Origin of the sequence: Curtobacterium sp. MCBD17_030, from assembly GCF_003224255.1 — a bacterium.
In the GTDB taxonomy this organism is placed as follows: domain Bacteria; phylum Actinomycetota; class Actinomycetes; order Actinomycetales; family Microbacteriaceae; genus Curtobacterium.
This window is the reverse complement of record NZ_QKLI01000007.1, coordinates 99,773-123,187: the sequence shown is the minus strand read 5'-3', so window position 1 is coordinate 123,187 and position 23,415 is coordinate 99,773. Positions and strand designations below refer to the sequence as shown.

The 23,415-nt window shown below is 69.7% G+C and carries 18 protein-coding genes; 7 read left to right on the top strand and 11 right to left on the bottom strand.

The annotated features are described in order from the left end of the window. Positions 1-183: 183 nt before the first annotated feature. The 4 genes from DEI89_RS08945 to DEI89_RS08930 all read right to left on the bottom strand — a co-directional run bounded on the left by DEI89_RS08945 (position 184) and on the right by DEI89_RS08930 (position 5,951). Positions 184-1,407 carry a type II secretion system F family protein gene (locus DEI89_RS08945; RefSeq protein ID WP_181421564.1) on the bottom strand — a complete coding sequence of 408 codons (1,224 nt, stop codon included), beginning with the start codon at positions 1,405-1,407 and terminating at the stop codon, positions 184-186. After that, entirely contained in the window at positions 1,407-3,044 is a 1,638-nt protein-coding gene (locus DEI89_RS08940) for a type IV pilus twitching motility protein PilT (protein WP_309146516.1), read from the bottom strand. The genes DEI89_RS08945 and DEI89_RS08940 overlap by 1 nt, the downstream gene beginning before the upstream one ends. 17 nt (positions 3,045-3,061) lie before the next feature. Continuing rightward, on the bottom strand, positions 3,062-4,729 hold the full coding sequence (locus DEI89_RS08935; protein ID WP_110903689.1) for a GspE/PulE family protein: 1,668 nt from the start codon (positions 4,727-4,729) through the stop codon (positions 3,062-3,064). Between the two features lie 190 nt (positions 4,730-4,919). Continuing rightward, positions 4,920-5,951 (bottom strand): GNAT family N-acetyltransferase, encoded by a 1,032-nt coding sequence (locus DEI89_RS08930; RefSeq protein ID WP_181421563.1) that lies wholly within the window; start codon positions 5,949-5,951, stop codon positions 4,920-4,922. Positions 5,952-6,007: 56 nt separating this feature from the next. Between DEI89_RS08930 and DEI89_RS08925 the strand changes: the two genes are divergently transcribed. Beyond that, positions 6,008-6,406: a VOC family protein gene (locus tag DEI89_RS08925; RefSeq protein ID WP_110903687.1), complete on the top strand. Its 399-nt coding sequence runs from the start codon at positions 6,008-6,010 to the stop codon at positions 6,404-6,406. A 129-nt stretch (positions 6,407-6,535) separates the two neighbouring features. Here DEI89_RS08925 and DEI89_RS08920 read toward each other — a convergent pair whose 3' ends face one another. From DEI89_RS08920 to DEI89_RS08895, 6 genes are all read right to left on the bottom strand, one after another. Continuing rightward, positions 6,536-10,417 carry a DNA-directed RNA polymerase subunit beta' gene (locus DEI89_RS08920; protein WP_110903686.1) on the bottom strand — a complete coding sequence of 1,294 codons (3,882 nt, stop codon included), beginning with the start codon at positions 10,415-10,417 and terminating at the stop codon, positions 6,536-6,538. A gap of 44 nt (positions 10,418-10,461) precedes the next feature. Further along, positions 10,462-13,950 (bottom strand): DNA-directed RNA polymerase subunit beta, encoded by a 3,489-nt coding sequence (rpoB, locus tag DEI89_RS08915; protein WP_110903685.1) that lies wholly within the window; start codon positions 13,948-13,950, stop codon positions 10,462-10,464. Positions 13,951-14,310: 360 nt separating this feature from the next. Next, complete coding sequence (locus DEI89_RS08910) at positions 14,311-14,967, bottom strand: hypothetical protein (RefSeq protein WP_110903684.1); 657 nt, start codon at positions 14,965-14,967, stop codon at positions 14,311-14,313. Positions 14,968-15,329: 362 nt separating this feature from the next. Further along, a complete protein-coding gene (locus DEI89_RS08905) occupies positions 15,330-16,004 on the bottom strand; it encodes a response regulator transcription factor (protein ID WP_110903683.1) in 675 nt (224 codons plus the stop codon). Continuing rightward, positions 16,001-17,308, bottom strand: coding sequence for a sensor histidine kinase (locus tag DEI89_RS08900; protein ID WP_181421562.1), 1,308 nt, complete (start codon positions 17,306-17,308; stop codon positions 16,001-16,003). The genes DEI89_RS08905 and DEI89_RS08900 overlap by 4 nt, the downstream gene beginning before the upstream one ends. Next, positions 17,308-17,814 carry a hypothetical protein gene (locus DEI89_RS08895; protein ID WP_110903681.1) on the bottom strand — a complete coding sequence of 169 codons (507 nt, stop codon included), beginning with the start codon at positions 17,812-17,814 and terminating at the stop codon, positions 17,308-17,310. The genes DEI89_RS08900 and DEI89_RS08895 overlap by 1 nt, the downstream gene beginning before the upstream one ends. Before the next feature lie 131 nt (positions 17,815-17,945). Here DEI89_RS08895 and DEI89_RS08890 point away from each other — a divergent pair, with 131 nt between their 5' ends. The 6 genes from DEI89_RS08890 (at position 17,946) to DEI89_RS08865 (ending at position 23,056) form a co-directional block, all read left to right on the top strand. Next, a complete protein-coding gene (locus tag DEI89_RS08890; protein WP_110903680.1) occupies positions 17,946-18,788 on the top strand; it encodes a spermidine synthase in 843 nt (280 codons plus the stop codon). A 108-nt stretch (positions 18,789-18,896) separates the two neighbouring features. Further along, positions 18,897-19,577 (top strand): DUF4064 domain-containing protein, encoded by a 681-nt coding sequence (locus tag DEI89_RS08885; protein WP_110903679.1) that lies wholly within the window; start codon positions 18,897-18,899, stop codon positions 19,575-19,577. A 110-nt stretch (positions 19,578-19,687) separates the two neighbouring features. Next, a complete protein-coding gene (locus tag DEI89_RS08880; protein WP_110903678.1) occupies positions 19,688-20,500 on the top strand; it encodes a hypothetical protein in 813 nt (270 codons plus the stop codon). After that, the gene (locus tag DEI89_RS08875; RefSeq protein WP_258368827.1) at positions 20,497-21,003 is read left to right on the top strand and encodes a SprT-like domain-containing protein; all 507 of its coding nucleotides are present in this window, start codon (positions 20,497-20,499) and stop codon (positions 21,001-21,003) included. The genes DEI89_RS08880 and DEI89_RS08875 overlap by 4 nt, the downstream gene beginning before the upstream one ends. 9 nt (positions 21,004-21,012) lie before the next feature. Next, a complete protein-coding gene (locus DEI89_RS08870) occupies positions 21,013-21,708 on the top strand; it encodes a CGNR zinc finger domain-containing protein (protein WP_110903677.1) in 696 nt (231 codons plus the stop codon). 97 nt (positions 21,709-21,805) lie between these two features. Then, positions 21,806-23,056: an Nramp family divalent metal transporter gene (locus tag DEI89_RS08865; RefSeq protein ID WP_110903676.1), complete on the top strand. Its 1,251-nt coding sequence runs from the start codon at positions 21,806-21,808 to the stop codon at positions 23,054-23,056. Between the two features lie 55 nt (positions 23,057-23,111). Here DEI89_RS08865 and DEI89_RS08860 read toward each other — a convergent pair whose 3' ends face one another. Then, positions 23,112-23,414, bottom strand: coding sequence for a DUF427 domain-containing protein (locus DEI89_RS08860; RefSeq protein ID WP_110903675.1), 303 nt, complete (start codon positions 23,412-23,414; stop codon positions 23,112-23,114). Position 23,415: the final 1 nt, after the last annotated feature.

Genomic DNA, 23,415 nt, shown 5'->3' with positions numbered 1-23,415 from the left:
TCCGGGAAATGGTGGGGTGGTGTGGTTCCGGCTTGTGCTCGTCGCCGGTCATCAGCGTATTGGGCGCGTTTCTCCGTCGGAATCCCGAGAACGGGGGCCAACCCCTGAGTGAAACACCCCCAGAATCGGGGGCAGAAAACGGCAGAACACCCCCGTGGAGGGGGCGTTGGAAACGAGTTGTACTCAGTGCACGAGTGAAGTGATCTGGAAGATGGGCAGGTACAGCGCGATGATCATGCCGCCGACCACGACACCGAGGAACGCGATGAGGAGTGGTTCGATCAGCGAGGTCAACGCCTCGGTGGTGGATTCCACTTCCGAGTCGTAGAACACGGCGATCTTCTCGAGCATGGTCTCCAGCGAGCCGGCGTCTTCACCGACCGCGACCATCTGCGACACCATCGTCGGGAACACTTTTTCCTGCGCCAGGGGTTCGGCGATGGATTCGCCTTTCCGCACGCTTTCGGAAACGCGGTCGAGGGCTTTCTGCACGACAAAGTTGTTCGAGACTTCGCCGACGATCTTCAACGCCTGCAGAATGGGCACGCCGGCCCCGATCATGTTCGAGAAGTTCCGTGCGAACCGAGCGATGACGATCTTCTTCGTCAATGAACCGAAGATCGGCAAACGCAGCATGATCGGATCACGGAATGCGCGGAAACGATCGGTGTTCTTGTTCGCCCGGTACCAGAACCATCCGGCGGCGATGACGACGACGAGGACCGGCGCACCCCATCGCATCGCGTGCGACAGCTGCACCAGGATCATCGTCGGCAGCGGCAGCTGTCCGCCGAGGCTCGAGAACATGTCCTGGAAGATCGGCACGATGAAGACGAGCATGATCACGACGGATGCCAGCGACATGCACAGCACCACGACCGGGTAGGTCATCGCTGACTTGATCGTCGACCGGAGCTTGTGCTCCTTCTCGAAGTTCGTCGCGATCGAGTCCATGGCTTGGTCGAGGAACCCGCCGGTCTCCCCCGCACGGATCATGTTGATCATGATCGGCGGGAACTCGATCGGGAACTTCGCGACCGCATCGGAGAACGAGACGCCCTGCTCGACCTCGTCGCGCACCTTGCCCAGGATGTCCTTCAGCTTCTTGCTCTCGGTCTGATCGGCCAGGATCGTCAGCGCACGCAGCAGCGACAGCCCGGACGACAACATCGTCGACGCCTGCCGCGACATGATCGCCAGGTCCTTGAGCCCGACGCCCTTCTCGAAGCCCGGGATCTTGATCTCGGTCTGCAGACCGGTGCCGGCCTTGGCTTCGGTGATGGCGATCGGCGAGACGCCCATGCCACGCAGGCGCTGGACGACGGCACCTTCGGACGCGGCGTCGACGCGCCCCTTGACGAGCTTCCCCGCCCCGTCCCGCCCGCGGTAGTCGAATGCGAGGGACATCAGTAGCCTCCGGAGAACTTGTCGCCGAAGTCGATCCCGCTCGCGGCGATGGCGTCGGCGGACGCGTCGGACGGGGACTCGACGCGCTGCACGAGCCGGTCGAAGCCCTCGAGGTCGTGCACCTTCTCGAGCGCCGCCTTGCGGGTGATGGTGCCGACGTTGACCAGTTCGGCGAGGTCCTGGTCCATCGTGTGCATGCCCGCGTCGCGCCCGGCCTGCATGGCCGAGGTGATCTGGTACGTCTTGCCCTCACGGATGAGGTTGCCGATGGCGGGGGTGGTCTTCATGATCTCGGTGGACACGATGCGACCGGTGCCGTTGGCCTTGGGGACGAGGGTCTGGCAGACGACGCCTTCGAGGGTGGCGGCGAGCTGGGTGCGGATCTGGCCCTGCTGGTGCGGCGGGAAGACGTCGATGACGCGGTCGATGGTGCCGGGGGCGCTCTGTGTGTGCAGGGTGGCGAACACCAGGTGGCCGGTCTCGGCAGCGGTGAGCGCGACGGAGATCGTCTCGAGGTCGCGGAGCTCACCGATGAGGATGACGTCCGGGTCCTGGCGCAGCACGTGCTTCAGCGCTCGGGCGAACGAGTGCGTGTCCGCGCCGACCTCGCGCTGGTTGATGATCGCCTTCTTGTGCTCGTGCATGAACTCGATCGGGTCCTCGACCGTCACGATGTGGTCGGCCCGGGTCTCGTTGACCAGGTCGATGAGCGCGGCCAGGGTGGTCGACTTGCCGGAGCCGGTGGGTCCGGTGACGAGCACCAGGCCGCGCGGCAGCTTGGCGAAGTCCCCCACGTACTCGGGGATGCCGAGCTGCTTGAGGGTCTTGATCTTGGTGGGGATGATGCGGAAGGCCGCGCCCCAGTTGCCGCGCTGCTGGTAGTAGTTCACGCGGAAGCGGAACTCGGGCGACAGCGAGTACGCGAAGTCGAGTTCCTGTTCCTGGTCGAACTGTGCGGCCTGCTCGGCGGACATGAGCGTCCTGAGGGCGGCGATGACCTTGTTGCGCGCCCACGGGCCTCCCGGCACGGCGGGACGCAGCGAGCCGTCGACGCGCACGGTCGGCGGTGCGTCGGCGGTGACGTGCAGGTCGGACGCCCCCTGGTAGACGACCTGAGCGAGGGCGGTCACGAGGTCGGAGTCGGCGTCTTCGCGGGCGTGGCGCGTGAAGTTGATCTCGGCGCTGCCCGTCGGGGCGACCATCTGCACCGGCGGGGCGGCGACGGTCTGGAGGTTCGTGGTGGCGACCGCAGGCACCACCGGCAGCCGTTCGGTCACCTGGTACCCGAGAGCCGGGTCCGGTTCGTACCCGTAGCTCGCGGTCGACGGCGGCACCGCAGCGGGAGGTGTGGCCGGTACGGCGTACGGCTGCGCGACGGGGACGGCGACCGGCACGCCACTCGGGGCGGCCCAGCCGGCGAGGTCGTCGCTGAGGTCGTAGACGGGGGTGGCTGGTGCAGCTGGTGCAGCTGATGGGGCAGGGACGACGGGTGCCCCGGATGGTGCCGGGGACTGCTGCGCGGCCTGCGCGAGGCGCGCAGCACGGCGTCCACCGACCTCGAGACCGGGGGTGCCGGGGTGCCAGCCGTCGACGGGTTCGTCCCCGGCGGGGCTCAGGTCGTACACGGAGTCGGTCATCTGTTCGTCTCCCACGGCTACGCGACCACGCGCAGGATCTCGTCGACGCTCGTCAGGCCGAGCTTGACCTTCTCCCACCCGTCCATGCGGAGGGTGAGCATGCCCTGCGCCTGGGCGACCCGGCTGATCTCGGCGCTCGAGGCCCGGGACACGGCGAGGCGCTCGATCTCCTCGGTCACGGTCATCACCTCGTGCAGGGCGATGCGTCCCCGGTACCCGGTGTTCGAGCAGACCGAGCAGCCGATCGGGGCGAAGAAGTCGGGCACGGGGGCGTCGGCGCTGTCGAGGAACCCGAGCGCGTGGAGCTGCTCGGCCTCGTAGAAGGCCGGGACCTTGCACCGGTCACAGAGCTTGCGGGCGAGCCGCTGGGCGACGACGCAGTCGAGCGCGGACCCGACAAGGAACGGCTCGATGTCCATCTCGGTGAGACGGGTGATCGCCGAGGGTGCGTCGTTCGTGTGCAGGGTGGAGAGCACGAGGTGCCCGGTGAGGGACGCTTCGATCGCGATCTGGGCGGTCTCGTGGTCGCGGATCTCACCGAGCAGGACGACGTCGGGGTCTGAGCGGAGGATGCTGCGGAGCGCCGAGGCGAAGGTCAGCCCGGCCTTCGGGTTGACCTGCACCTGGTTGACCCCCGCCATCCGGTACTCGACGGGGTCTTCGACGGTGATGACGTTGATCTCGGGCTTCGCGACGGCGTTCAGCGTCGTGTAGAGCGTGGTCGACTTGCCGGAACCGGTCGGGCCGGTGACCAGGATCATGCCGTACGGCTTCGAGTAGGAGCGCTGGTAGGCCGCGGCGTTCCGGTCGAGCAGGTTGAGGTCCTTGAGGGTCAACGAGGTGTTCGTGTTGTCGAGGATCCGCATGACGACCTTCTCGCCCCACACCGTCGGCAACGTCGCCACTCGGAGGTCGATCTGGCGTCCACCGTGACGGACGGACATGCGGCCGTCCTGGGGCTTCCGTCGCTCGGCGATGTCGATGTCGCTCATGATCTTGAGGCGGCTGATGACGCCGTTCTGGATGTTCTTCGGCGCCGGGCTCATCTCGTGCAGGACGCCGTCGATGCGGTAGCGGACCCGGACCTCGTGCTCGCCGGGCTCGATGTGGATGTCGGACGCGTGGTCCTGGATCGCCTGCGACACGAGCAGGTTGACGAACCGGACGATCGGGACGTCGTCGAGTGAGCCGTCGCCGATGTCGGCCTGGTGCTCGGTGGTGCGCGCCTCTTCTTCGAGCGAGGAGGTGAGGTCGTTGAGCTCGTCGTCGGCGCGCAGGTAGCGTTCGAAGGCGGACAACAGGTCACGTTCGTCCACCTGCAGCGGCTTGATCGGCCGGCCGGAGGCCGTGCGTGCGTCGTCGATCGCCAGGACGTTGGCCGGGTTGACCATCGCGAGCACGAGGGTCTCGCCCTCGAAGCCGATGCCGAGCACCGAGTGCCGACGGCAGAGCGGAGCGGGCAGGACCGAGACGGCCGTGCCGTCGACCGGGTAGTCGGTCAGCGGGACCGTCTTCGAGTTGTGCGACGCAGCACGCGCGGTGATGTACTGCGCCTCGCTCACGACGCCCTGCTCGACGAGTGAGCGGATCGCCTGCTCGTCGACGTCTTCGTGACCGGTCATCGCGTCGAGGTACTCGATCGGGAGGGCGCCGTTGAGGATCAGGATCTCGGACAGGGTTGCCATGTGCCCTGTACCTCCTTGCTTGCGCGCGCGACGGATCGGCGTGGTTCGGTGGGTGCCGCCAGGGTTGCGGCGCTCGACCACGCTACGTCCGGTGTCACTGCGCGGATCAGTCCCAGAAGGAGGGGGCGGCGGGGTCCAGACTGGACCCAGAACAGGGGTACCCCGGGGTACCGAGTTCCGCGGACGGAGCCTAGAGGGCCATCGAGGTCGTGATCGTCGCGGTCCCGGCGACGAAGCCGAACCGTTCGTACAGCGCGACGGCACCGCTCGGGTTCTCGGCGTCGACCTCGAGCGACGCTGCGGAGAGGCCGGCGTCACGGACGGCGTCGAGGGTCGCACCGAGCACCAGCGGAGCGAGGCCGCGACCGCGTGCGCGACGGACGACGCCGACCCAGTGGAGGTACCCGAAGCTCCGACCGCGGGCAGCGAAGGCACCGGGGTCGGACTCGACGACGGTGAAGGCCAGGACGTCCCCGTGCTCGTCCACCACGACGCGCGACAGGTCCAACCGGCTCTTCTCCGCCGTGAGGTACCCGCGCCAGTCCGCTTCCACCATCGGCTGCGAGCCCCAGTGGTCACGGAAGGCGTCGTTCTTGGCCGCCCGCATCGGCTCGACGTCGGCCACCGTCGCCGCGCGCAGCACGAGCCCGTCGGGCAACGGCGGCACGGACTGCCGCCCGGGCGCATCCGCGTCGTCCAGGACGACCTGCATGTCGACCCACGTCCGCACCGGGTGCAGTCCGGCGTGCGCGGCGAGCGCGAGTGTCGACGACCCCTGCGGTGCGGTGAGGTCGATGGCGCCGGGCAGGTCCAGGTCGAGCCCGGCGAGATGCTGCCGTGCCCGCCCGGTCTGCCACGCGAGCATCCGTCGGCCGATCCCCCGTCCGCGGTGCGCGGGGCGCACCGAGCCGCCGAGGATGACCCGGGCAGCGGTGTCCCGCGTCGGGACCGGGATGACGATGGCGTAGGCGTGCACATGCCCCTCAGCATCGATCGCGACCACCGTGTCACGCTCGGGGTCGAGCCCTTCTGTGGACAGCCGGTGCACGAAGTCCTCTGTGGAGGGATGCGCGTGCGGCTCGTCGACCGCGGCCGACTCGAGGGCGATGCCGTGCACCTCCGGCAGGTCCGCCATCGTGGCGGGCCGGAACGTCAGGCCACCGACCGGTGTCGGGACATCGAGGTGAGCCGGAGCCGTGACCCGTTCGCGCAGCGTCGCCATCCTCACAGCATGCCCTACCCCTCGACGCACCGGGCATCGACGGACCATGATGAGACATGGACATCACGAGCGTGACCGTGGGGTTGCCCGTCACCGACCTGGAGGCCTCCTGCCTCTGGTACGGCGCGGTGTTCGAACGGGTCGAGCCCGATCTCGAGCCCACCGAGGGCGTCGCCGAGTACGAGGTCGGCGGCATCTGGATCCAGCTCCTCGAGGACCCGGACGCCGACGACAACCCCGTCATCGTCCGCTTCGGCGTCGACGACGTCGTGGCGCAGCACGCCCGGATCGCCGCCCTCGGGATCGACGTCGGACCGGTCGAGTGCGTCGACGGAGCCGTCGACTGGTTCGACGCCCGCGACCCCGACGGCAACGTCCTGAGCCTGTACTCGCTCGCCGACGAGGGCGGCCGTGGTTCCGGCGGTCGCGACAGCGACGCCGGTCGCTCCGTCTAGGACCGGGCCGGATCGGCATGGGAGGCCCGTGGCGGGCCAGCCCGTGCCTCCCGTCCGGCGTCTCCCCCGCGACAGCGGAAGGGCCCCGCATCCACTGGATGCGGGGCCCTCCTCAGGGACTCACTCGGTTCAGTTGTACGTACCCGGCGTGAAGTCGTCCGACGAGAAGCTGTCGAAGTCGACGAAGCTCAGGTCGGCGTCCGAGAACGACGAGTCGTCCGCGAAGATGCGGTTCGGGTACCGCTCCGCCTTCGCTTCTTCCGTCGCGTTCACGTCCACGTCACGGTACCGGCTGAGGCCCGTCCCGGCGGGGATGAGCTTCCCGATGATGACGTTCTCCTTGAGGCCGACGAGCTGGTCCTGCTTGCCCTCCATGGCCGCCTGCGTCAGGACGCGGGTGGTCTCCTGGAAGGACGCGGCGGACAGCCACGACTCGGTCGCGAGGGACGCCTTGGTGATGCCCATGACCTCCTGGCGAGCCGAGGCGGTCTTGCGACCCTCCTGCAGCGCCGCCCGGTTGATCGCGTTGTAGCGCGACCGGTCGACGAGCTCGCCCGGCAGCAGGTCGGTGTCGGCGTGGTCGACGACGGTGACCTTGCGGAGCATCTGGCGGACGATGACCTCGATGTGCTTGTCGTGGATCGGCACACCCTGCGAGCCGTAGACGTCCTGCACACCGTTGACCAGGTGCTTCTGGACCTCTCGGACACCCTTGACCCGGAGGACTTCCTTCGGGTCGACGGTGCCGGCGATGAACTGCTCGCCGAGCTCGACGTGCTGGCCGTCCTCGATGAGGAGGGTCGCACGCTTGAGCACCGGGTAGATGAACGGCTCGTCGCCGTTGTCCGGCGTGAGGATGATCCGACGACCCTTGTCCGTGTCCTCGATCGTGGCGCGGCCGGGGGCCTCGGCGATCGGGGACGCGCCCTTCGGGGTGCGAGCCTCGAAGAGCTCGGTCACGCGGGGCAGACCCTGCGTGATGTCGTCGGCCGAGGCCGAACCACCCGTGTGGAAGGTACGCATCGTCAGCTGGGTACCGGGCTCACCGATGGACTGGGCGGCGATGATGCCCACAGCCTCACCGATGTCGACCAGGTTGCCCGTGGCGAGCGACCGGCCGTAGCACTGCGCGCAGACACCGACGGCCGACTCGCAGGTCAGGACCGAGCGCACCTTGATGCTCTCGACCCCGGCTGCCAGCAGCTTGTCGAGGAGGACGTCACCGACGTCCTCGCCGCCCTCGGCCACCACGGTGCCCGAGGCATCGACGGCCTCGGTCGCGAGGGTGCGCGAGTAGACGGTGTTCTCGACGCGCGGGTCGCGGACGAGCTTGCCGTCGGCACCCATCGTCGCGATCGGCAGCTCGAGGCCACGGGTCGTCCCGCAGTCGTCCTCACGGATGATGACGTCCTGCGACACGTCCACGAGACGACGGGTCAGGTACCCCGAGTCGGCGGTACGGAGAGCCGTGTCCGCCAGACCCTTGCGAGCACCGTGCGTGGCGATGAAGTACTCCGCCACGGTCAGGCCCTCGCGGTACGAGTTGATGATCGGGCGGGCGATGATGTCACCCTTCGGGTTGCTCACCAGACCACGCATACCGGCGATGTTGCGCACCTGCAGCCAGTTACCACGAGCACCCGAGGACACCATGCGGTTGATGGTGTTGTCGATGGGGAAGTTGTCCCGCATCTCCTGCGCGATCTCGTTGGTGGCCTCGGTCCAGATCTTGATCAGGTCGGCGCGACGTTCCGCGTCGGTGATCAGACCCTTGTCGAACTCACCCTGGACCTTGGCGGCCTGGATCTCGTAGCCCGCGATGATCTCCTTCTTGCGAGGAGGCGTCACGACGTCCGAGAGGGCGACGGTCACACCGGAGCGGGTGCCCCAGTAGAAGCCGGCGTCCTTGATCCGGTCGAGCGCGGCGGCCGTCTCGGTCTTGGAGTAGCGCTCGGCGAGGTCGTTGACGATCGCGGAGAGCGTGCCCTTGTCGGTGACCTTCTGGACGAACGGGTAGTCCGTCGGGAGGGTCTCGTTGAAGAGCGCACGGCCGAGGGTGGTCTCGAGGAGGATCGACTGACCGACCTCGTAGCCCTCGGGTGCTTCACCCTCGGCGAAGTGGACACCCGACATGCGGATCTTCACCATCGCGTTGAGGTGCAGCGTGTTCTGGTCCTTCGCCATGATCGCCTCGGCGACCGAGGAGAACGAACGGCCCTCACCCACGGCGCCCTCGCGGACGGTCGTGAGGTGGTGCAGACCGATGATCATGTCCTGTGCGGGCAGGGTCACCGGACGGCCGTCGGACGGCTTGAGGATGTTGTTCGAGGCGAGCATCAGGATGCGGGCCTCGGCCTGGGCCTCGACCGACAGCGGCAGGTGCACGGCCATCTGGTCACCGTCGAAGTCGGCGTTGAACGCAGCACAGACCAGCGGGTGGAGCTGGATGGCCTTGCCCTCGACGAGCTGCGGCTCGAACGCCTGGATGCCGAGACGGTGCAGCGTGGGCGCACGGTTCAGCAGCACGGGGCGCTCGCGGATGATCTCCTCGAGCACGTCCCAGACCTGGGCACGCGAACGCTCGACCATGCGCTTGGCCGACTTGATGTTCTGCGCGTGCGACAGGTCGATGAGGCGCTTGATGACGAACGGCTTGAACAGCTCGAGCGCCATCTGCTTGGGCAGACCGCACTGGTGGAGCTTGAGCTGCGGGCCGACGATGATGACCGAACGACCCGAGTAGTCGACGCGCTTGCCGAGCAGGTTCTGGCGGAAACGACCCTGCTTGCCCTTGAGCATGTCGCTCAGGGACTTCAGGGCGCGGTTGCCGGTACCCGTGACGGGGCGACCACGACGACCGTTGTCGAACAGCGCGTCGACCGCTTCCTGCAGCATGCGCTTCTCGTTGTTCACGATGATCTCGGGAGCACCGAGGTCGAGCAGGCGGCGGAGACGGTTGTTGCGGTTGATCACACGACGGTAGAGGTCGTTGAGGTCCGACGTGGCGAAGCGGCCACCGTCGAGCTGCACCATCGGGCGCAGTTCCGGCGGGATGACCGGCACGACGTCGAGCACCATCGCTGCCGGCGAGTTGCCGGTGGCGAGGAAGGAGCTGACGACGCGCAGACGCTTGATCGCACGGATCTTCTTCTGGCCCTTGCCCTCGGCGATCTGCAGACGCAGTGCCTCGGCCTCGGCGGCCAGGTCGAAGGCCTCGAGCCGCAGCTTGATCGCCTCGGCGCCCATGTAGGCGTCGAAGTAGATCCCGAAGCGGTCCTGCAGCTCGTGGAAGACGGCGTCCTCGGGCTTGAGGTCGCCCACCTTGAGGTTGCGGAAGTCCTCCCACACACGCTCGAGACGGGTGATGTCCTCGTCGAAGGACTTGCGGACCTGGGACATCTCCTTCTCGGCGGTGTCCTTGGTCCGACGCTTCACGTCGGCCTTGGCGCCTTCTTCCTCGAGCGCTGCGAGGTCGTCCTCGAGCTTCTTGAGGCGGTCGGCGATGATCGAGTCACGCTGGTTCTCGAGGTTCTTGATCTCGAGGCGCATCTCGTTCTCGAGGCCGGGCATGTCAGCGTGACGGCCCTCCTCGTCGATGCTGATGATCATGTACGCCGCGAAGTAGATGACCTTCTCGAGGTCCTTCGGGGCCATGTCCAGCAGGTAACCCAAGCGCGACGGGACGCCCTTGAAGTACCAGATGTGCGTGACGGGTGCGGCGAGCTCGATGTGGCCCATGCGCTCACGACGGACCGAGGACTTGGTGACCTCGACGCCGCAGCGCTCGCAGACGATGCCCTTGAACCGGACTCGCTTGTACTTGCCGCAGGCGCACTCCCAGTCGCGGGACGGACCGAATATCTGTTCGCCGAACAGACCGTCCTTCTCGGGCTTCAGGGTGCGGTAGTTGATCGTCTCCGGCTTCTTGACCTCGCCGTACGACCACTGGCGGATGTCCTCGGCGGTAGCGAGGCCGATCCGAATGGCGTCAAAGGAAGTTGCTTCGAGCAATGTTCTTCTCTCTTGCTGGTTCGAAACGTGTTCAGCGGGCGGGATCAGATGTCGTCGACGGACGACGACTCGAACCGCGAGGAGATGTTGATGCCGAGCTCTTCAGCGGCACGGAAGACCTCGTCGTCCGTGTCGCGCAGGCTGACCGCCTGGCCGTCCGCCGAGAGGACCTCGACGTTCAGGCAGAGCGACTGCATCTCCTTCATGAGGACCTTGAACGACTCCGGGATGCCGGGCTCCTGGATGTTCTCGCCCTTGACGATCGCCTCGTAGACCTTCACGCGGCCGAGGATGTCGTCGGACTTGATCGTCAGGAGCTCCTGGAGGGCGTACGCGGCACCGTATGCCTCGAGCGCCCACACCTCCATCTCGCCGAAGCGCTGTCCACCGAACTGCGCCTTCCCACCCAGCGGCTGCTGCGTGATCATCGAGTACGGGCCGGTCGAACGGGCGTGGATCTTGTCGTCGACCAGGTGGTGCAGCTTCAGGATGTACATGTAGCCGACCGACACGGGCTCCGGGAACGGCTCGCCGGAGCGGCCGTCGAAGAGCTGTGCCTTGCCCGAGGAACCGATCAGGCGCTCGCCGTCACGGTTCGGGAGCGTGGAGTCGAGGAGGCCCTCGATCTCGCGCTCGTACGCACCGTCGAACACCGGGGTGGCGACCTTCGTGCCGGGGGCTGCGCTGTGCGCGGCCTCGGGCAGGTTCTCGGCCCACTCCTGGATGCCCTCGACCTGCCAGCCCTGCTTGGCGAGCCACCCGAGGTGGATCTCCAGGACCTGGCCGAAGTTCATGCGACCGGGGACGCCGAGCGGGTTGAGGACGATGTCCACCGGGGTGCCGTCCGCGAGGAACGGCATGTCCTCCACGGGCAGGATCGTCGAGATGACGCCCTTGTTGCCGTGGCGGCCGGCGAGCTTGTCACCCGCGGTGATCTTGCGCTTCTGGGCGATGTAGACGACCACGCGCTGGTTGACGCCCGAGCCGAGCTCGTCGTCGCCGTCCTGCGAGTCGAACACCTTGACGCCGATGATCGTGCCCTCTTCACCGTGGGGCACCTTGAGCGAGGTGTCGCGGACTTCGCGCGACTTCTCGTTGAAGATGGCACGGAGCAGGCGCTCTTCCGCGGACAGCTCGGTCTCGCCCTTCGGCGTGACCTTGCCGACCAGGATGTCGCCGGGGCGGACCTCGGCACCGATCCGGATGATGCCGCGCTCGTCGAGGTCGGCCAGGAGGTCCGGGCTGACGTTCGGCAGGTCGCGGGTGATCTCTTCCTTGCCGAGCTTGGTGTCGCGGGCGTCGACCTCGTACTCCTCGATGTGGATCGAGGAGAGCGTGTCGTCCTTCACGAGGTTCTGCGACAGGATCATCGCGTCCTCGTAGTTGTAGCCCTCCCACGGCATGAACGCGACGAGGAGGTTCTTGCCGAGCGCGAGCTCGCCGTTCTCCGTCGCGGGGCCGTCGGCGATGACCTCGCCCTGCTCCACACGCTCACCGGCGCTGACGATCACGCGGTGGTTGTAGCTGGTGCCCTGGTTGGAGCGGTCGAACTTGCGCAGGTAGAAGGTCTGCGTGCCACCCTCGTCGAGCTGCAGGGTCACGGCGTCGGCCGAGACCTCGGAGACGACACCGGCCTTGTCGGCGGTGACGACGTCACCGGCGTCGATGGCGGTGTAGCCCTCCATGCCGGTACCGACGAGCGGCGACTCGGAACGGAGGAGCGGCACGGCCTGGCGCTGCATGTTCGCACCCATGAGGGCGCGGTTCGCGTCGTCGTGCTCGAGGAACGGGATGAGCGAGGTCGCGACCGACACCATCTGGCGCGGCGAGACGTCCATGTAGTCGACCTCGTCGCGGGCGACGAGTTCGACCTCTCCGCCCTTCTTGCGGACGAGCACCTTGTCGTCGGCGAAGTGGAAGTCGTTCGTCAGCGGGGCGTTGGCCTGCGCGACGACGAACTCGTCCTCTTCGGAAGCGGTCAGGTAGTCGATGGTCTTCGTGACCTCGCCGTCGACGACGCGACGGTACGGGGTCTCGATGAAACCGAACGAGTTGATCCGACCGAACGACGCGAGCGAACCGATCAGGCCGATGTTCGGGCCTTCCGGGGTCTCGATCGGGCACATGCGGCCGTAGTGCGACGGGTGGACGTCGCGGACCTCGACGCCGGCACGCTCACGGGACAGACCACCCGGGCCGAGGGCCGAGAGGCGACGCTTGTGCGTCAGACCCGCGAGCGGGTTGTTCTGGTCCATGAACTGCGACAGCTGGGACGTCCCGAAGAACTCCTTGATCGCGGCGACGACGGGACGCACGTTGATGAGCGTCTGCGGCGTGATGGCCTCGATGTCCTGCGTGGTCATGCGCTCGCGGACGACGCGCTCCATGCGGGACAGACCGGTGCGGACCTGGTTCTGGATCAGCTCGCCGACCGCGCGGATGCGACGGTTGCCGAAGTGGTCGATGTCGTCCACGTCGAGGCGGAGCTGGACCGGCTCACCGTCACGGACGCCGTCCATGTGGGTGCGCTCGGCGTGCAGGGACACCAGGTACTTGATCGTCGCGACGATGTCCTGCACGGTGAGCACCGAGTCGGACAGCGGGGCGTCGATGCCGAGCTTGCGGTCGAGCTTGTAGCGACCGACCTTGGCCAGGTCGTAGCGCTTCGAGTTGAAGTAGAAGTTGTCGAGGAGCGCACGCGCGGCCTCGGCAGCGACCTGCTCGCCCGGACGCAGCTTGCGGTAGATGTCCTTGAGCGCCTCTTCCTTCGTGAGGACGGCGTCCTTCTCGAGGGTCGACTCCATGGACGCGAAGCCCTGGAACTCCTCCATGATCTCTTCGCTCGTCAGGCCGAGGGCCTTGAGGAAGACGGTCACGGACTGCTTGCGCTTGCGGTCGATGCGCACGCCCACCTGGTCGCGCTTGTCGATCTCGAACTCGAGCCAAGCGCCACGGGACGGGATGATGCGAGCCGAGTAGATGTCCTTGTCGGACGTCTTCTCCTGCTGGCGCTCGAAGTACACGCCCGGCGAGCGGACGAGCTGCGAGACGACGACACGCTCGGTGCCGTTGATGATGAAGGTGCCGCGCTCGGTCATGAGCGGGAAGTCACCCATGAAGACCGTCTGCGTCTTGATCTCACCGGTCATGTGGTTCATGAACTCGGCGTTGACGTAGAGCGGGGCAGCGTAGGTCTTGCCACGCTCCTTGCAGTCGTCGATGGAGTACTTCGGGTCCTCGAGCTCCGGGGACGTGAACGAGAGCTGCATGGTCTCGCCGAGGTCCTCGATCGGGGAGATCTCCTCGAAGATCTCCTCGAGGCCGGAGTGCAGCGCGAGGTCGGTACGACCCTGCTCCTGCCCTTCGGCGAGGCGGGCCTTCCATGCGTCGTTGCCGACGAGCCAGTCGAAGCTCTCCGTCTGGAGGGCGAGCAGATCAGGAACCGTGAGGGTGTCCGTGATCTTGGCGAACGAGAGTCGCGAGTGGTTGCGACCGTTCTTGGGGTTGGTGGATGCGTTGGGCGCAGCAGCCAAGGGTGTGACCTCCGGTAGGCCCCGTCGGGCCGACACTGACGAAGCAGTGTGTAGGTGAGTGGATTGATCGCTCGGCGCAACCCGGTGATCAGGACACGAGTACGGTGTGCTCCGGGTCCGGAGCCGCGTGTGGGATGATCGGTGAGCGGGTCCCGCCGCCATATACGGGACCGGCATCACCAGGCGTGTTCAGCGAAGCACCTGCTGAGAGGCGTCTTCGTGGAACTCGGTCGACCGCAATATGACGACACGGATGCCAGGGAGCGCGAACTGTCATCATAGGTGGCTCGACAGTGCGCTGTCCAGTCCCTGGCTTGACCGAGATCGAGTCCGACGTGTATAAGCCCCGGGCGACCGCTCTCATTCCCCGGTAGAGGCCCCTGCAGGCCCGCCGGGACGGCCACCAGGACCCGTGGCAGCGCCGTCGACAGTGCTGTCGGCAGTGCTGTCGACAGCGGCGCCGACCAGCGCCCGCACCGCGTCCTGCGGCCGGTCGCTCCGCACGAACGTCGTCCGTCCCGACGCGTCGGTGATCTCCACACCGGGCCCCGGCGTGAGCACGAGGGCCCGGCGACGACGGCCGATCCGCAACCCGAGGCCGCCGTAGGTGCGCGCGTCCGCCTCGGTCACCCGGACGGCCGTGATGCTGCGCCGGGCGATGCGCCGCCGCGGGAGCGGGCGGAAGTGCAGGACGACGGCGTCATCGGTGACGGTCAGGCCGGCCCGGGCGACCAGCGCCAGGACCCCGACGACGACCGCGACGAGGCCGGGGATCACGAGCGCCGACTCCGGCGCGTCCCCGGGCCAGCCGAGGACGGCTGCGGTGAGCGCCAGCCCGGCGGCCAGGACGACCCCGCCGACGACGCGCATCCAGGCTGGCGCACCCTGGTGGTCGTCGACGAGCGGACGGGAGGCACGGCTCGGCCCCGCCGTGCTCCGTACCCGGTCCGGAGCGGACGTCGGCGACCGGTCCGGTCGGCTCGGTCGGACGGGGACGGACATGGTGTCGGCGGTCATGGGGTGGCTCCTTCGGGCGCGGGGCCCGGACGTCGTGTGGCGGTGCGTCTGCAGCGGTGCGTCTGCAGCGGTGCGTGGTGCAACGCTCGGTGCAGCGGTGCGCGGTGCAGCGGTACGGGTGGACGCGGAGCACGTCGTCGAGACCCGCGACGGGAGCGGGGCTCGTCGTCGGGCAGGCGTCCGGGTCGGACCCCTGCGGGGACGCCCGAGGGACCGGGACGACGGGCACGACCGGTCGGTGGGGATCCGCGGTCGCGTCGCTCGTCGTCGTGAGGACCGCACCACGGTACGTCGCGAGGCTTGACGTCCCCTGTCAGTCGATGCAGAAGCATCGAAAAGCGCGGGACGACGAGCCCGGCCGGTCAGCGCAGGACGCGGGCGACCGCCTCCGCCCGGGTCCGGACGCCGAGCTTCGCGAAGACCTGGTTGACGGAGGACTTCACGGTCGGCACGGTCAGGAACAGCTCGGCGGCGATCTCCGGGTTCGTCCGGCCGTCGGCGATCCGGGTCAGCACGTCGGCCTCGCGCGGAGTCAGCCCCGGGAAGCGCTGCCGGAGGTCCCGCCACGCACCGGCACCGTCGTCTGCCTCGGCAGCAGCACCGACACCGGCCGCACCAGCCGCGAGCCGCGCCAGCACCTTCGCCCCGACGGTCGCGTCGAACGTGGTCTGCCCCGAGGCCACCGAACGGATCGCGGTGGCGATCTCGGCGCGGCCGGCGTCCTTCGTCAGGTACCCGCGGGCCCCTGCGGCGAGTGCGGTGAGGATCGAGTCGTCGTCCGCGTGCGTGGTCAGCACGAGGACCGCGACCTGCGGGTGTCCGGCGGTGATCCGCCCGGTCGCCGCCGCCCCGTCGAGGACGGGCATCCGCAGGTCCATGAGCACGACGTCCGGCGTGAGCGCCTCGACCATCGCGACGGCGGCCGCGCCGTCCTCGGCTTCGCCCACGACGTCCAGGTCGTCGACGAGCGAGAGCACCGTCACCAGTCCGTCGCGGACGATCGCCTGGTCGTCGGCGACGAGGACCCGGATCGTCACGAGGTCCGGCCGGTCGTTCCGTCGACGCCGGGCGGGTCGGCGACCTGGGCGACGGGCACGTGCATCGCGACGACGAACTCGCCGTCGGACCGCTCCGCCTCGACGGTCGCGTCGGTGCCGAGCTCTTCGAAGCGCTCGCGCATCCCGAGCAGGCCGTGTCCGTCCGCGGCGACCGGGTTCGCGACCACGACGTCCACGGCGTCGCCGTCCCGGATGACGGACAGGGACACGGGGCGGCCGGGAGCGTGCCTGCGGGCGTTGCTGAGGGCCTCCCGGACGCCGGCCACGACGACCGCGCGGGTGCGCTCGTCGACGTCGGGCAGGTCCAGGTCGCCCTGCACGACCGCGGTGCCACCGAAGGAGCGGTGCGCGTCGACCAGGGCGGCGATGCCGTCGCCGGCCGGCCGGGAGGCCCGTGCCGACTCCGGCGCACTGCTCTCGTCGGACGAGGGGTCACCCTGGGCGACGGCGGTCTCCGTGTCCGTGTCGGCGTCGACGTCGGCGTCGGCGTCGGCGTCGGGCAGGTCGTCGCGGAGGGCGCGGACAGCCCGACGTGCCTCGGCGAGCCCGTCGGCGGCGAGCGCGCGGGCATCGGTCGCGCGCCGTCGAGCGTCGTCGACCCGGCCGACCTCGAGCAGGGCCTCCACCGCGTCGAGCTGCAGGACGAGTCCGCCGAGCGAGTGCGCGAGGACGTCGTGCACGTCCCGGGCGACCCGCGCCCGGTCGGCGAGCAGGCGGGCACGCTGCTGGTCGCGGTCGGCCTGGCGGGCCTGCTCCTCGAGGACGCGCGTCTGTTCCTCCGCCGTCCGGAGCTGTCGGCGGCTGATGCCGATCACGACGCCGAGTGCCAGGCCGAGGGCGACACCGAGGACCAGGGCGACCGATGTGCCGACGACCGTCGCGATCCCGGCGACGACGACCACGGCGGCGAGTGCGGCGAGGACGGCAGCCCAGCCGGGGAGGGTCGGCGCGGCTCCGAGGACCACGAGCCCGATGATGACCGGGACGAGCAGGAGTCCGTCGGTGTGGACGACCGCGAGCGACCCCGCGGCGACCATCAGCACGGCCGAGGGCACGACGACGCGGGGTGGGCCGTACTCGCGGACCGCCCACGCGGCGAGCGCCACGGCACCGCCACCCCAGACCCAGACGGGGAGTTCCTGGGCGACGCCGTTCCGGACGAACCAGAAGGCGACGACGACGATGCCGATCGCGGTGAGCCCGACGGACAGCCCGGCGCGGGACCGGCCCCGTGCGGAGTCGGTCCCGGCGTCACGCCCCTCGGGGCCGCGGAGGTCGCTCATCACACCATCATGCCGCGGGCCGTGCGCGCGTCGTGCTGGAGGCGCTGGTCGACGACCAGTGCCCGTGCGGCGCGGTTGACGGCGAGCATGAGGAGGATGACGCCGGTCGAGGTGAGCAGGTGTGCGCCGAGGTGGGCACCGACGACGTCGAGGCCGATCCGGACGACGATGAGGGCGATCCAGAGGCCGGCACCGACCCAGCCGGTGCGGGACTGCATGGTGCGTCCCTTCCCGTCGGGGGTGCCGACGGTCCGGAAGCGGGTGCGGCCGCCCATCGCGAGGCCGATGCCGACGGAGAGCAGCGCCTCGATGCCGAGGAAGACGACGTCCTGGGTGTCGATCGTGGCGGCGCTCTGGGCGAGGACCACGATGCCGATGCCGGCCATCACGACCGGGCCGCGCCAGATCCGTGCCGGGTCGAGGTACTGCCAGGTGGACTGCTTCCAGGCGAGGTACCCGACGAGTGCGAGTCCGATGACGGTGTTCGTGAGGAGCTGGACGGACATGGGGTGAGCCTCCCGGTCGTGTCCGGCGGGGTGTTCCCTGCCGGTGGTCCCATCGTCGCGAGGCCGCGTCCGCCGGCCCACCACCCACGGGTGGGGACCGGGCAGGGGTCCGGGTGGTGTTCCATGGACGCATGGCTGATGCGTTCGACGGGTTCCGGGTGGGTGCGGGGTACGCGGTCGTCGAACCGGACCGACACCGTCCGGGGTCGTTCACCCTGGTGGTGGACGGGACGCCGCAGTCGCACGTCGACCTCGAGGACCCGACGCACCTGGCGTTCGAGTACATCCGGCGGATCGGGCACGCGATCGACCTGCTGCCGCCGGGGCCGGTGACGGCGCTGCACCTGGGCGCCGGCGCGCTGACGCTGCCCCGGTACGTGGCGGTGACCCGGCCGGGTTCCCGGCAGCAGGTCATCGAGCTCGAACGGGACCTGGTCGACCACGTCCGGGACGCCCTGCCCTTCCCCCGCGGTGCGTCGATCCGGGTGCGGTACGGCGACGCCCGCGAGATGCTCGAGAAGCTGCCCGCCGGGCTCCGCGGCACGGTGGACCTGGCCGTCGTGGACGTGTTCTCGGGAGCACGCACGCCCGCGCACGTCACGAGCGTGGAGTTCTACCGCTCCGTGGCGTCGTTCCTGTCGCCGACCGGCTTGGTCGCGGTGAACGTCGCGGACGGCGCCGGACTGGCGTTCGCCCGCGGGCAGGCGGCGACGCTGCAGTCGGTGTTGCCCGCGGTGGCGGCGGTCGCGGACACCGGGATGCTGAAGGGTCGACGCTTCGGCAACATCGTGCTGCTCGGCTCCCCCGGCGAGCTGCCGATCGCCGACATGCCCCGGCGGTACTCGTCCGATCCGCTGCCGAGCAAGGTCGTCCACGGTGACGAGCTGCGGTCCTTCATCGCGGGGGCACCCATCGTCACCGACACCACGGCCGTCGGGTCGCCCGAGCCGAACCGGTCGGTCTTCGGCGCCTGAGCCCCGGCTGCGGATCACCTCCTGGCCGTACCCCGCGCGGGGGACGCTGCCAAGATGGGCTGAGCACGCCGCGCCAGCGCGCGACCGCACACCACGAGGAGGCCGCCGATGACCAACGACGATCGCAATGACCAGCAGCCGCGCTACGGCGAGCGTGTCAGCCCGGAGCAGGGCGCAGCGCCGCGGTACGAGGACCAGCCGACACAGCAGTACGGGCAGCAGCAGTCCGCACCGCAGTGGGGCCAGCCGACACAGCACGGGCAGCAGCAGTACGGGCAGCCGCAGGACCAGCAGTACGGGCAGCAGCAGTACGGCCAGCCGCAGCAGTACGGCAACCAGCAGCAGCACGGCGGGGCGCCCGCATGGCACTCGTACGAGGAGCCCGCGAAGAAGAAGAAGACCGTCGGCCTGATCGCGTTCGCCGCCGCCGTCATCGCGCTCGTGATCGGCGTGATCGGCGGCGTCATGCTCGGTACCGCACTGTCGAGCAGTCAGCTGCTGCAGGACTACGCGCAGAACGGCGGATCCGGCAACCCCGCCGACTCGCAGGAGCTCCAGCGTCAACTCATGCAGGACCCGGAGGCGATGGCAGGACTCGGCACCGGCGCCGTCCTCATGCTCGTCGGGTCGGTCTTCGGCCTGTGGGCGATCGTGCAGGGCATCGTCGCGATCGTCGCGAAGCGCGGTCGGCTCTGGGGTGTCCTGGCGATCGTCCTCGCCGTCCTGGCCTCCGTCGTGGCCGGTGCCGTCTACATCGGCGTCGCCGCCAGCTCCTTCAACGGGATGTGACCAGCAGCACTCCCGAGCACGGCCCGTCCCGGCGCATCCGGGGCGGGCCGTCCGCGTTCGTGCGCGTGGCACGGACACCTCCCGGGGCGACGCGGATACCCTCGACCGTGATGTCCCTCCCGCCCGAAGAACGCCGAGACCACGACCGTGCCGACCAGGCCCGGGAGCCCCGTCATGCCGCTCCGGTGACCGCCGGCGTCAGCCCGGGCAGCACCTTCGCGCCGGTCAGCCTCCGCCCGGCGGTCGACGTCCAGGCCGTGCAGGACCGCCTGCGGGACCTCGGGCAGAGCCGCAGCACCGACGCCCTGGCCGAACGCGCCGAGCTGCTCCGCCTGCTCGGACGGCTGGACGAGGCGCTGACCGTCGCCGAAGAGGTGTTCCGGCTGACGATGTTCACCGGGGAACGCCAGGACAAGGTGGCCGCCCGGATCCGCCGCGCCCACATCCTGCACGACCTCGGGCGGTACGAACGTGCGGCGACCGAGGCCTCGATGGCGCGGGACACCGCCGCGACCGAGGAGTGGCCGGAGCTCGAGGGCGCCGCCGCCGAACTCGAGGGCTGGTCCCTCTACGAGCTGTCCCGCTTCGAGGAGGCCCGCGCCGTCCTCAGCCGGTCGTACGACGCGTTCCGCGCTGCCGGCGCCCCGGCGGAGCGCACCGAGGCGCTCCGGACCGCCGTCGAGGCCGCGCTCCGGGCCTCCATGACGCAGCCCGCGGTCGAACCGGAGGCCGAACGCCCGCGGACCGCCCGCGACTTCGCGGTGCGCACCGACTCCGAGCCCGCACCTCGTCCGGCCGAGACCGCGCCGCAGGTCCCGCCGGCCCCGCGTCGGGTGCTCGGCGCCCCGGACGCGGCGCGGACCGAGGGCGACTCGCTCTGGGGTCGGCTGGCGCGTCCGTCCCGCACGGACCGGGACGAGTGACCCCGCTCGACCACGTGCGGAGCCGCGCCGCCGAGCTGATGGGGCACCACCTGCCCGACGGCTCGTGGGCCTTCGCGTTCGACAACGCGAAGACCCGTGCCGGCCAGTGCGACTTCGCGCGACGCCGGATCACGGTGAGCCGCCACCTCGCGGTCCGCTCCACCCCGGAGGACGTCGAGCAGGTGCTGCTGCACGAGATCGCACATGCGCTGAGCGGGCCGCGCGCCGGGCACGGTCCCACGTGGCGGCGGACGGCCCAGGGCCTCGGGTACACGGGCTCGCGGCTGCACGACGGCCCGATCGCGAGCGAACTGGCACCGTGGGTGGGGACCTGCCCCGCGGGGCACGAGCACTTCCGGTACCGCACGCCCACCCGCCCGCTGGCGTGCGCGCGCTGCGGTCGGCGGTTCGACGAGCGGAACGTCATCACCTGGCACCGCCGGAACGGAACGGCTAGCCCAGCTTCGGGAGATCGTGTCGGAGGCGCGCCGCGCACCCGTTAGCCTGGGCGGATGCGAACAGGGCAGGACATCCGGACCGATGCCGGGTCCTCGTGGTTCTTCGACGCCGGTCGGATCGCCCTGGACTTCGCCCACACCGGTGGGTTCGCCGACGACCCGGACCGTCGACGCCCCCGCGGTCACCTCGGCGAGCTGCTGGCCACGCCCGCTGACCTCGACGAGTGGCTCGGGTTGCACACCGAACCGATCGACGTCGGGGCGACCGCCCGTGAGCTGCAGGACGCCCGCGCGCTCCGGGCCGCGATCGCCCGCCTGGCCACCGCCGCCGCTCCGGCACCCGCCGACTCCGCCGCCGAACGGACCGCGGTCGCGGCGGGCCTCCGTGCCGGGACCGGACGGACCCGGCCGGTGCCGGACGACATCGACACGGTGAACCTGTTCGCCGCCCTGCCGGACGTGCCCCCGAGCCTCCCGGGTGGCCGACGCCGTGCCGGGGCGAACCGGGTGCGGCTGGCGCAGGCACTGTCGAGCGTCGCGCGCGACGCGGTCGCCCTGCTCACCGAGGTCGGGTTCGACGACGTCGAGGCCGACGGCCGGGCGGCACGGCTGAGCCGCTGTTCGGCGCCGGACTGCGGTCTCGTGTTCTACGACTCCTCGCGTGGCGGCACGCGCCGCTGGTGCTCGATGCAGCGCTGCGGCAACCGCGCGAAGGTCCGGGCCCACCGGGCCCGGCGCGCGGCCGTCTGAGCGGAGCTCGGGGCCCGCTCCCCGAAGATCCGCGGAGATCGGACGGCACGTCGAAAGTCTGGATTCGGTACGCCGAAACCTCTGGCATGGTGGGTGTATGATGGACACCGCTGCCCCGGTCGTGGGCCACCGCCCGCCCGGTCGTCGTGCCACCGGACTCGGGCTCCTCGGCCCGGCGTTCGTCGCGGCGATCGCCTACGTCGACCCCGGCAACGTCGCCGCGAACCTGACAGCCGGCGCCCGCTACGGGTACCTGCTGCTCTGGGTCCTGATCGCCGCGAACGCGAGTGCCGTCGTCGTCCAGTACCTCTCCGCCAAGCTCGGCATCGTCACGGGGAAGTCGCTGCCGGAACTGCTCGGTCTGCGGATGCGCCGCGCACCCCGGCTGCTGTTCTGGGCGCAGGCCGAGGTCGTCGCCGCCGCGACCGACGTCGCCGAGGTGATCGGCGGCGCCCTCGCCCTGCACCTGCTCTTCGGCGTCCCGCTCGTGGTCGGCGGCGTGATCACCGGCGTGGTGTCGATGGCGATCCTGCTGCTGCAGCACCACCGCGGTGCCCGGACCTTCGAGGCCGTCGTCACGGCGATGCTCGCGGTCCTGACGATCGGGTTCTGCGCGGGACTGCTGTTCGCGCAGGTCTCCCCCGGGGCGCTGCTCGCGGGCATCGCGCCGCGGTTCGCCGACTCCGGCTCGGTGTTGCTCGCGGCGTCGATGCTCGGTGCGACGGTGATGCCGCACGCCGTCTACCTGCACTCGGCGTTGGCCCGCGACCGGCACGGCGACACCCCGGTGGGTCCGGAACGCCGACGGGTGCTGCTCGCCACGCGGTGGGACGTGGCGCTGGCGCTCGTCCTCGCCGGCGGCGTGAACATCAGCATGCTCGTCCTCGCCGCCGCCACACTGCAGGGGGTGTCGGGCACCGACTCGATCCCGGGAGCGCAGCACGCCATCGCCGAGAACGTCGGCCCCGTCGTCGGGGTGCTCTTCTCGATCGGTCTGCTGGCGTCCGGGCTCGCGTCGACCTCGGTCGGCTGCATGGCCGGAGCGGAGATCATGCACGGCCTGCTGCACATCCGCGTCCCGCTCGTCGTGCGGCGGCTCGTGACGCTCGTGCCGGCGATCGTCCTGCTGGCGCTGCAGTACGACGCGACGCAGCTGCTGGTGATCAGCCAGGTGGTGCTGAGCTTCGGGATCGCCTTCGCGATCGTGCCCCTGGTGGCCTACACGTCGCGGCGGAGCGTCATGGGCGACGACGTCAACGCGGTCGGGACGCGGGTGCTCGCATGGCTCATCGCGGCGGTGATCGTCGCGCTGAACGTTGCGCTGATCGTGCTCACCGTCACGGGGTGACGCGACCAGGGTGCCGCGGCCGCGCCGCACGAACGTGCGGTGCGGCCGCGGGTGCTCACTCGGAGACCTCGACGTCCTTCCAGAACGCCACGTACCCGCTGTAGTCCTTGCCGACACGGTCGAACGACGTCGGGATCGGCTCCGGGTAGGACCATGCGTTGTCGACGTGCTGCTGCCCGTCGACGGTCACGGTCCAGTACTGCGTGTCGCCCTTCCACGGGCAGTGGTACTGGGTGGGGCTCTCGCTGAAGAGCTCGGTCTTCACGCTCGCCGGCGGGAAGTACCAGTTGCCCTCGATCTGGATGAGGTCCGTCTCCGGGGCCTCCGCGATGACGGTGTCACCGATCAGTGCCTGCATG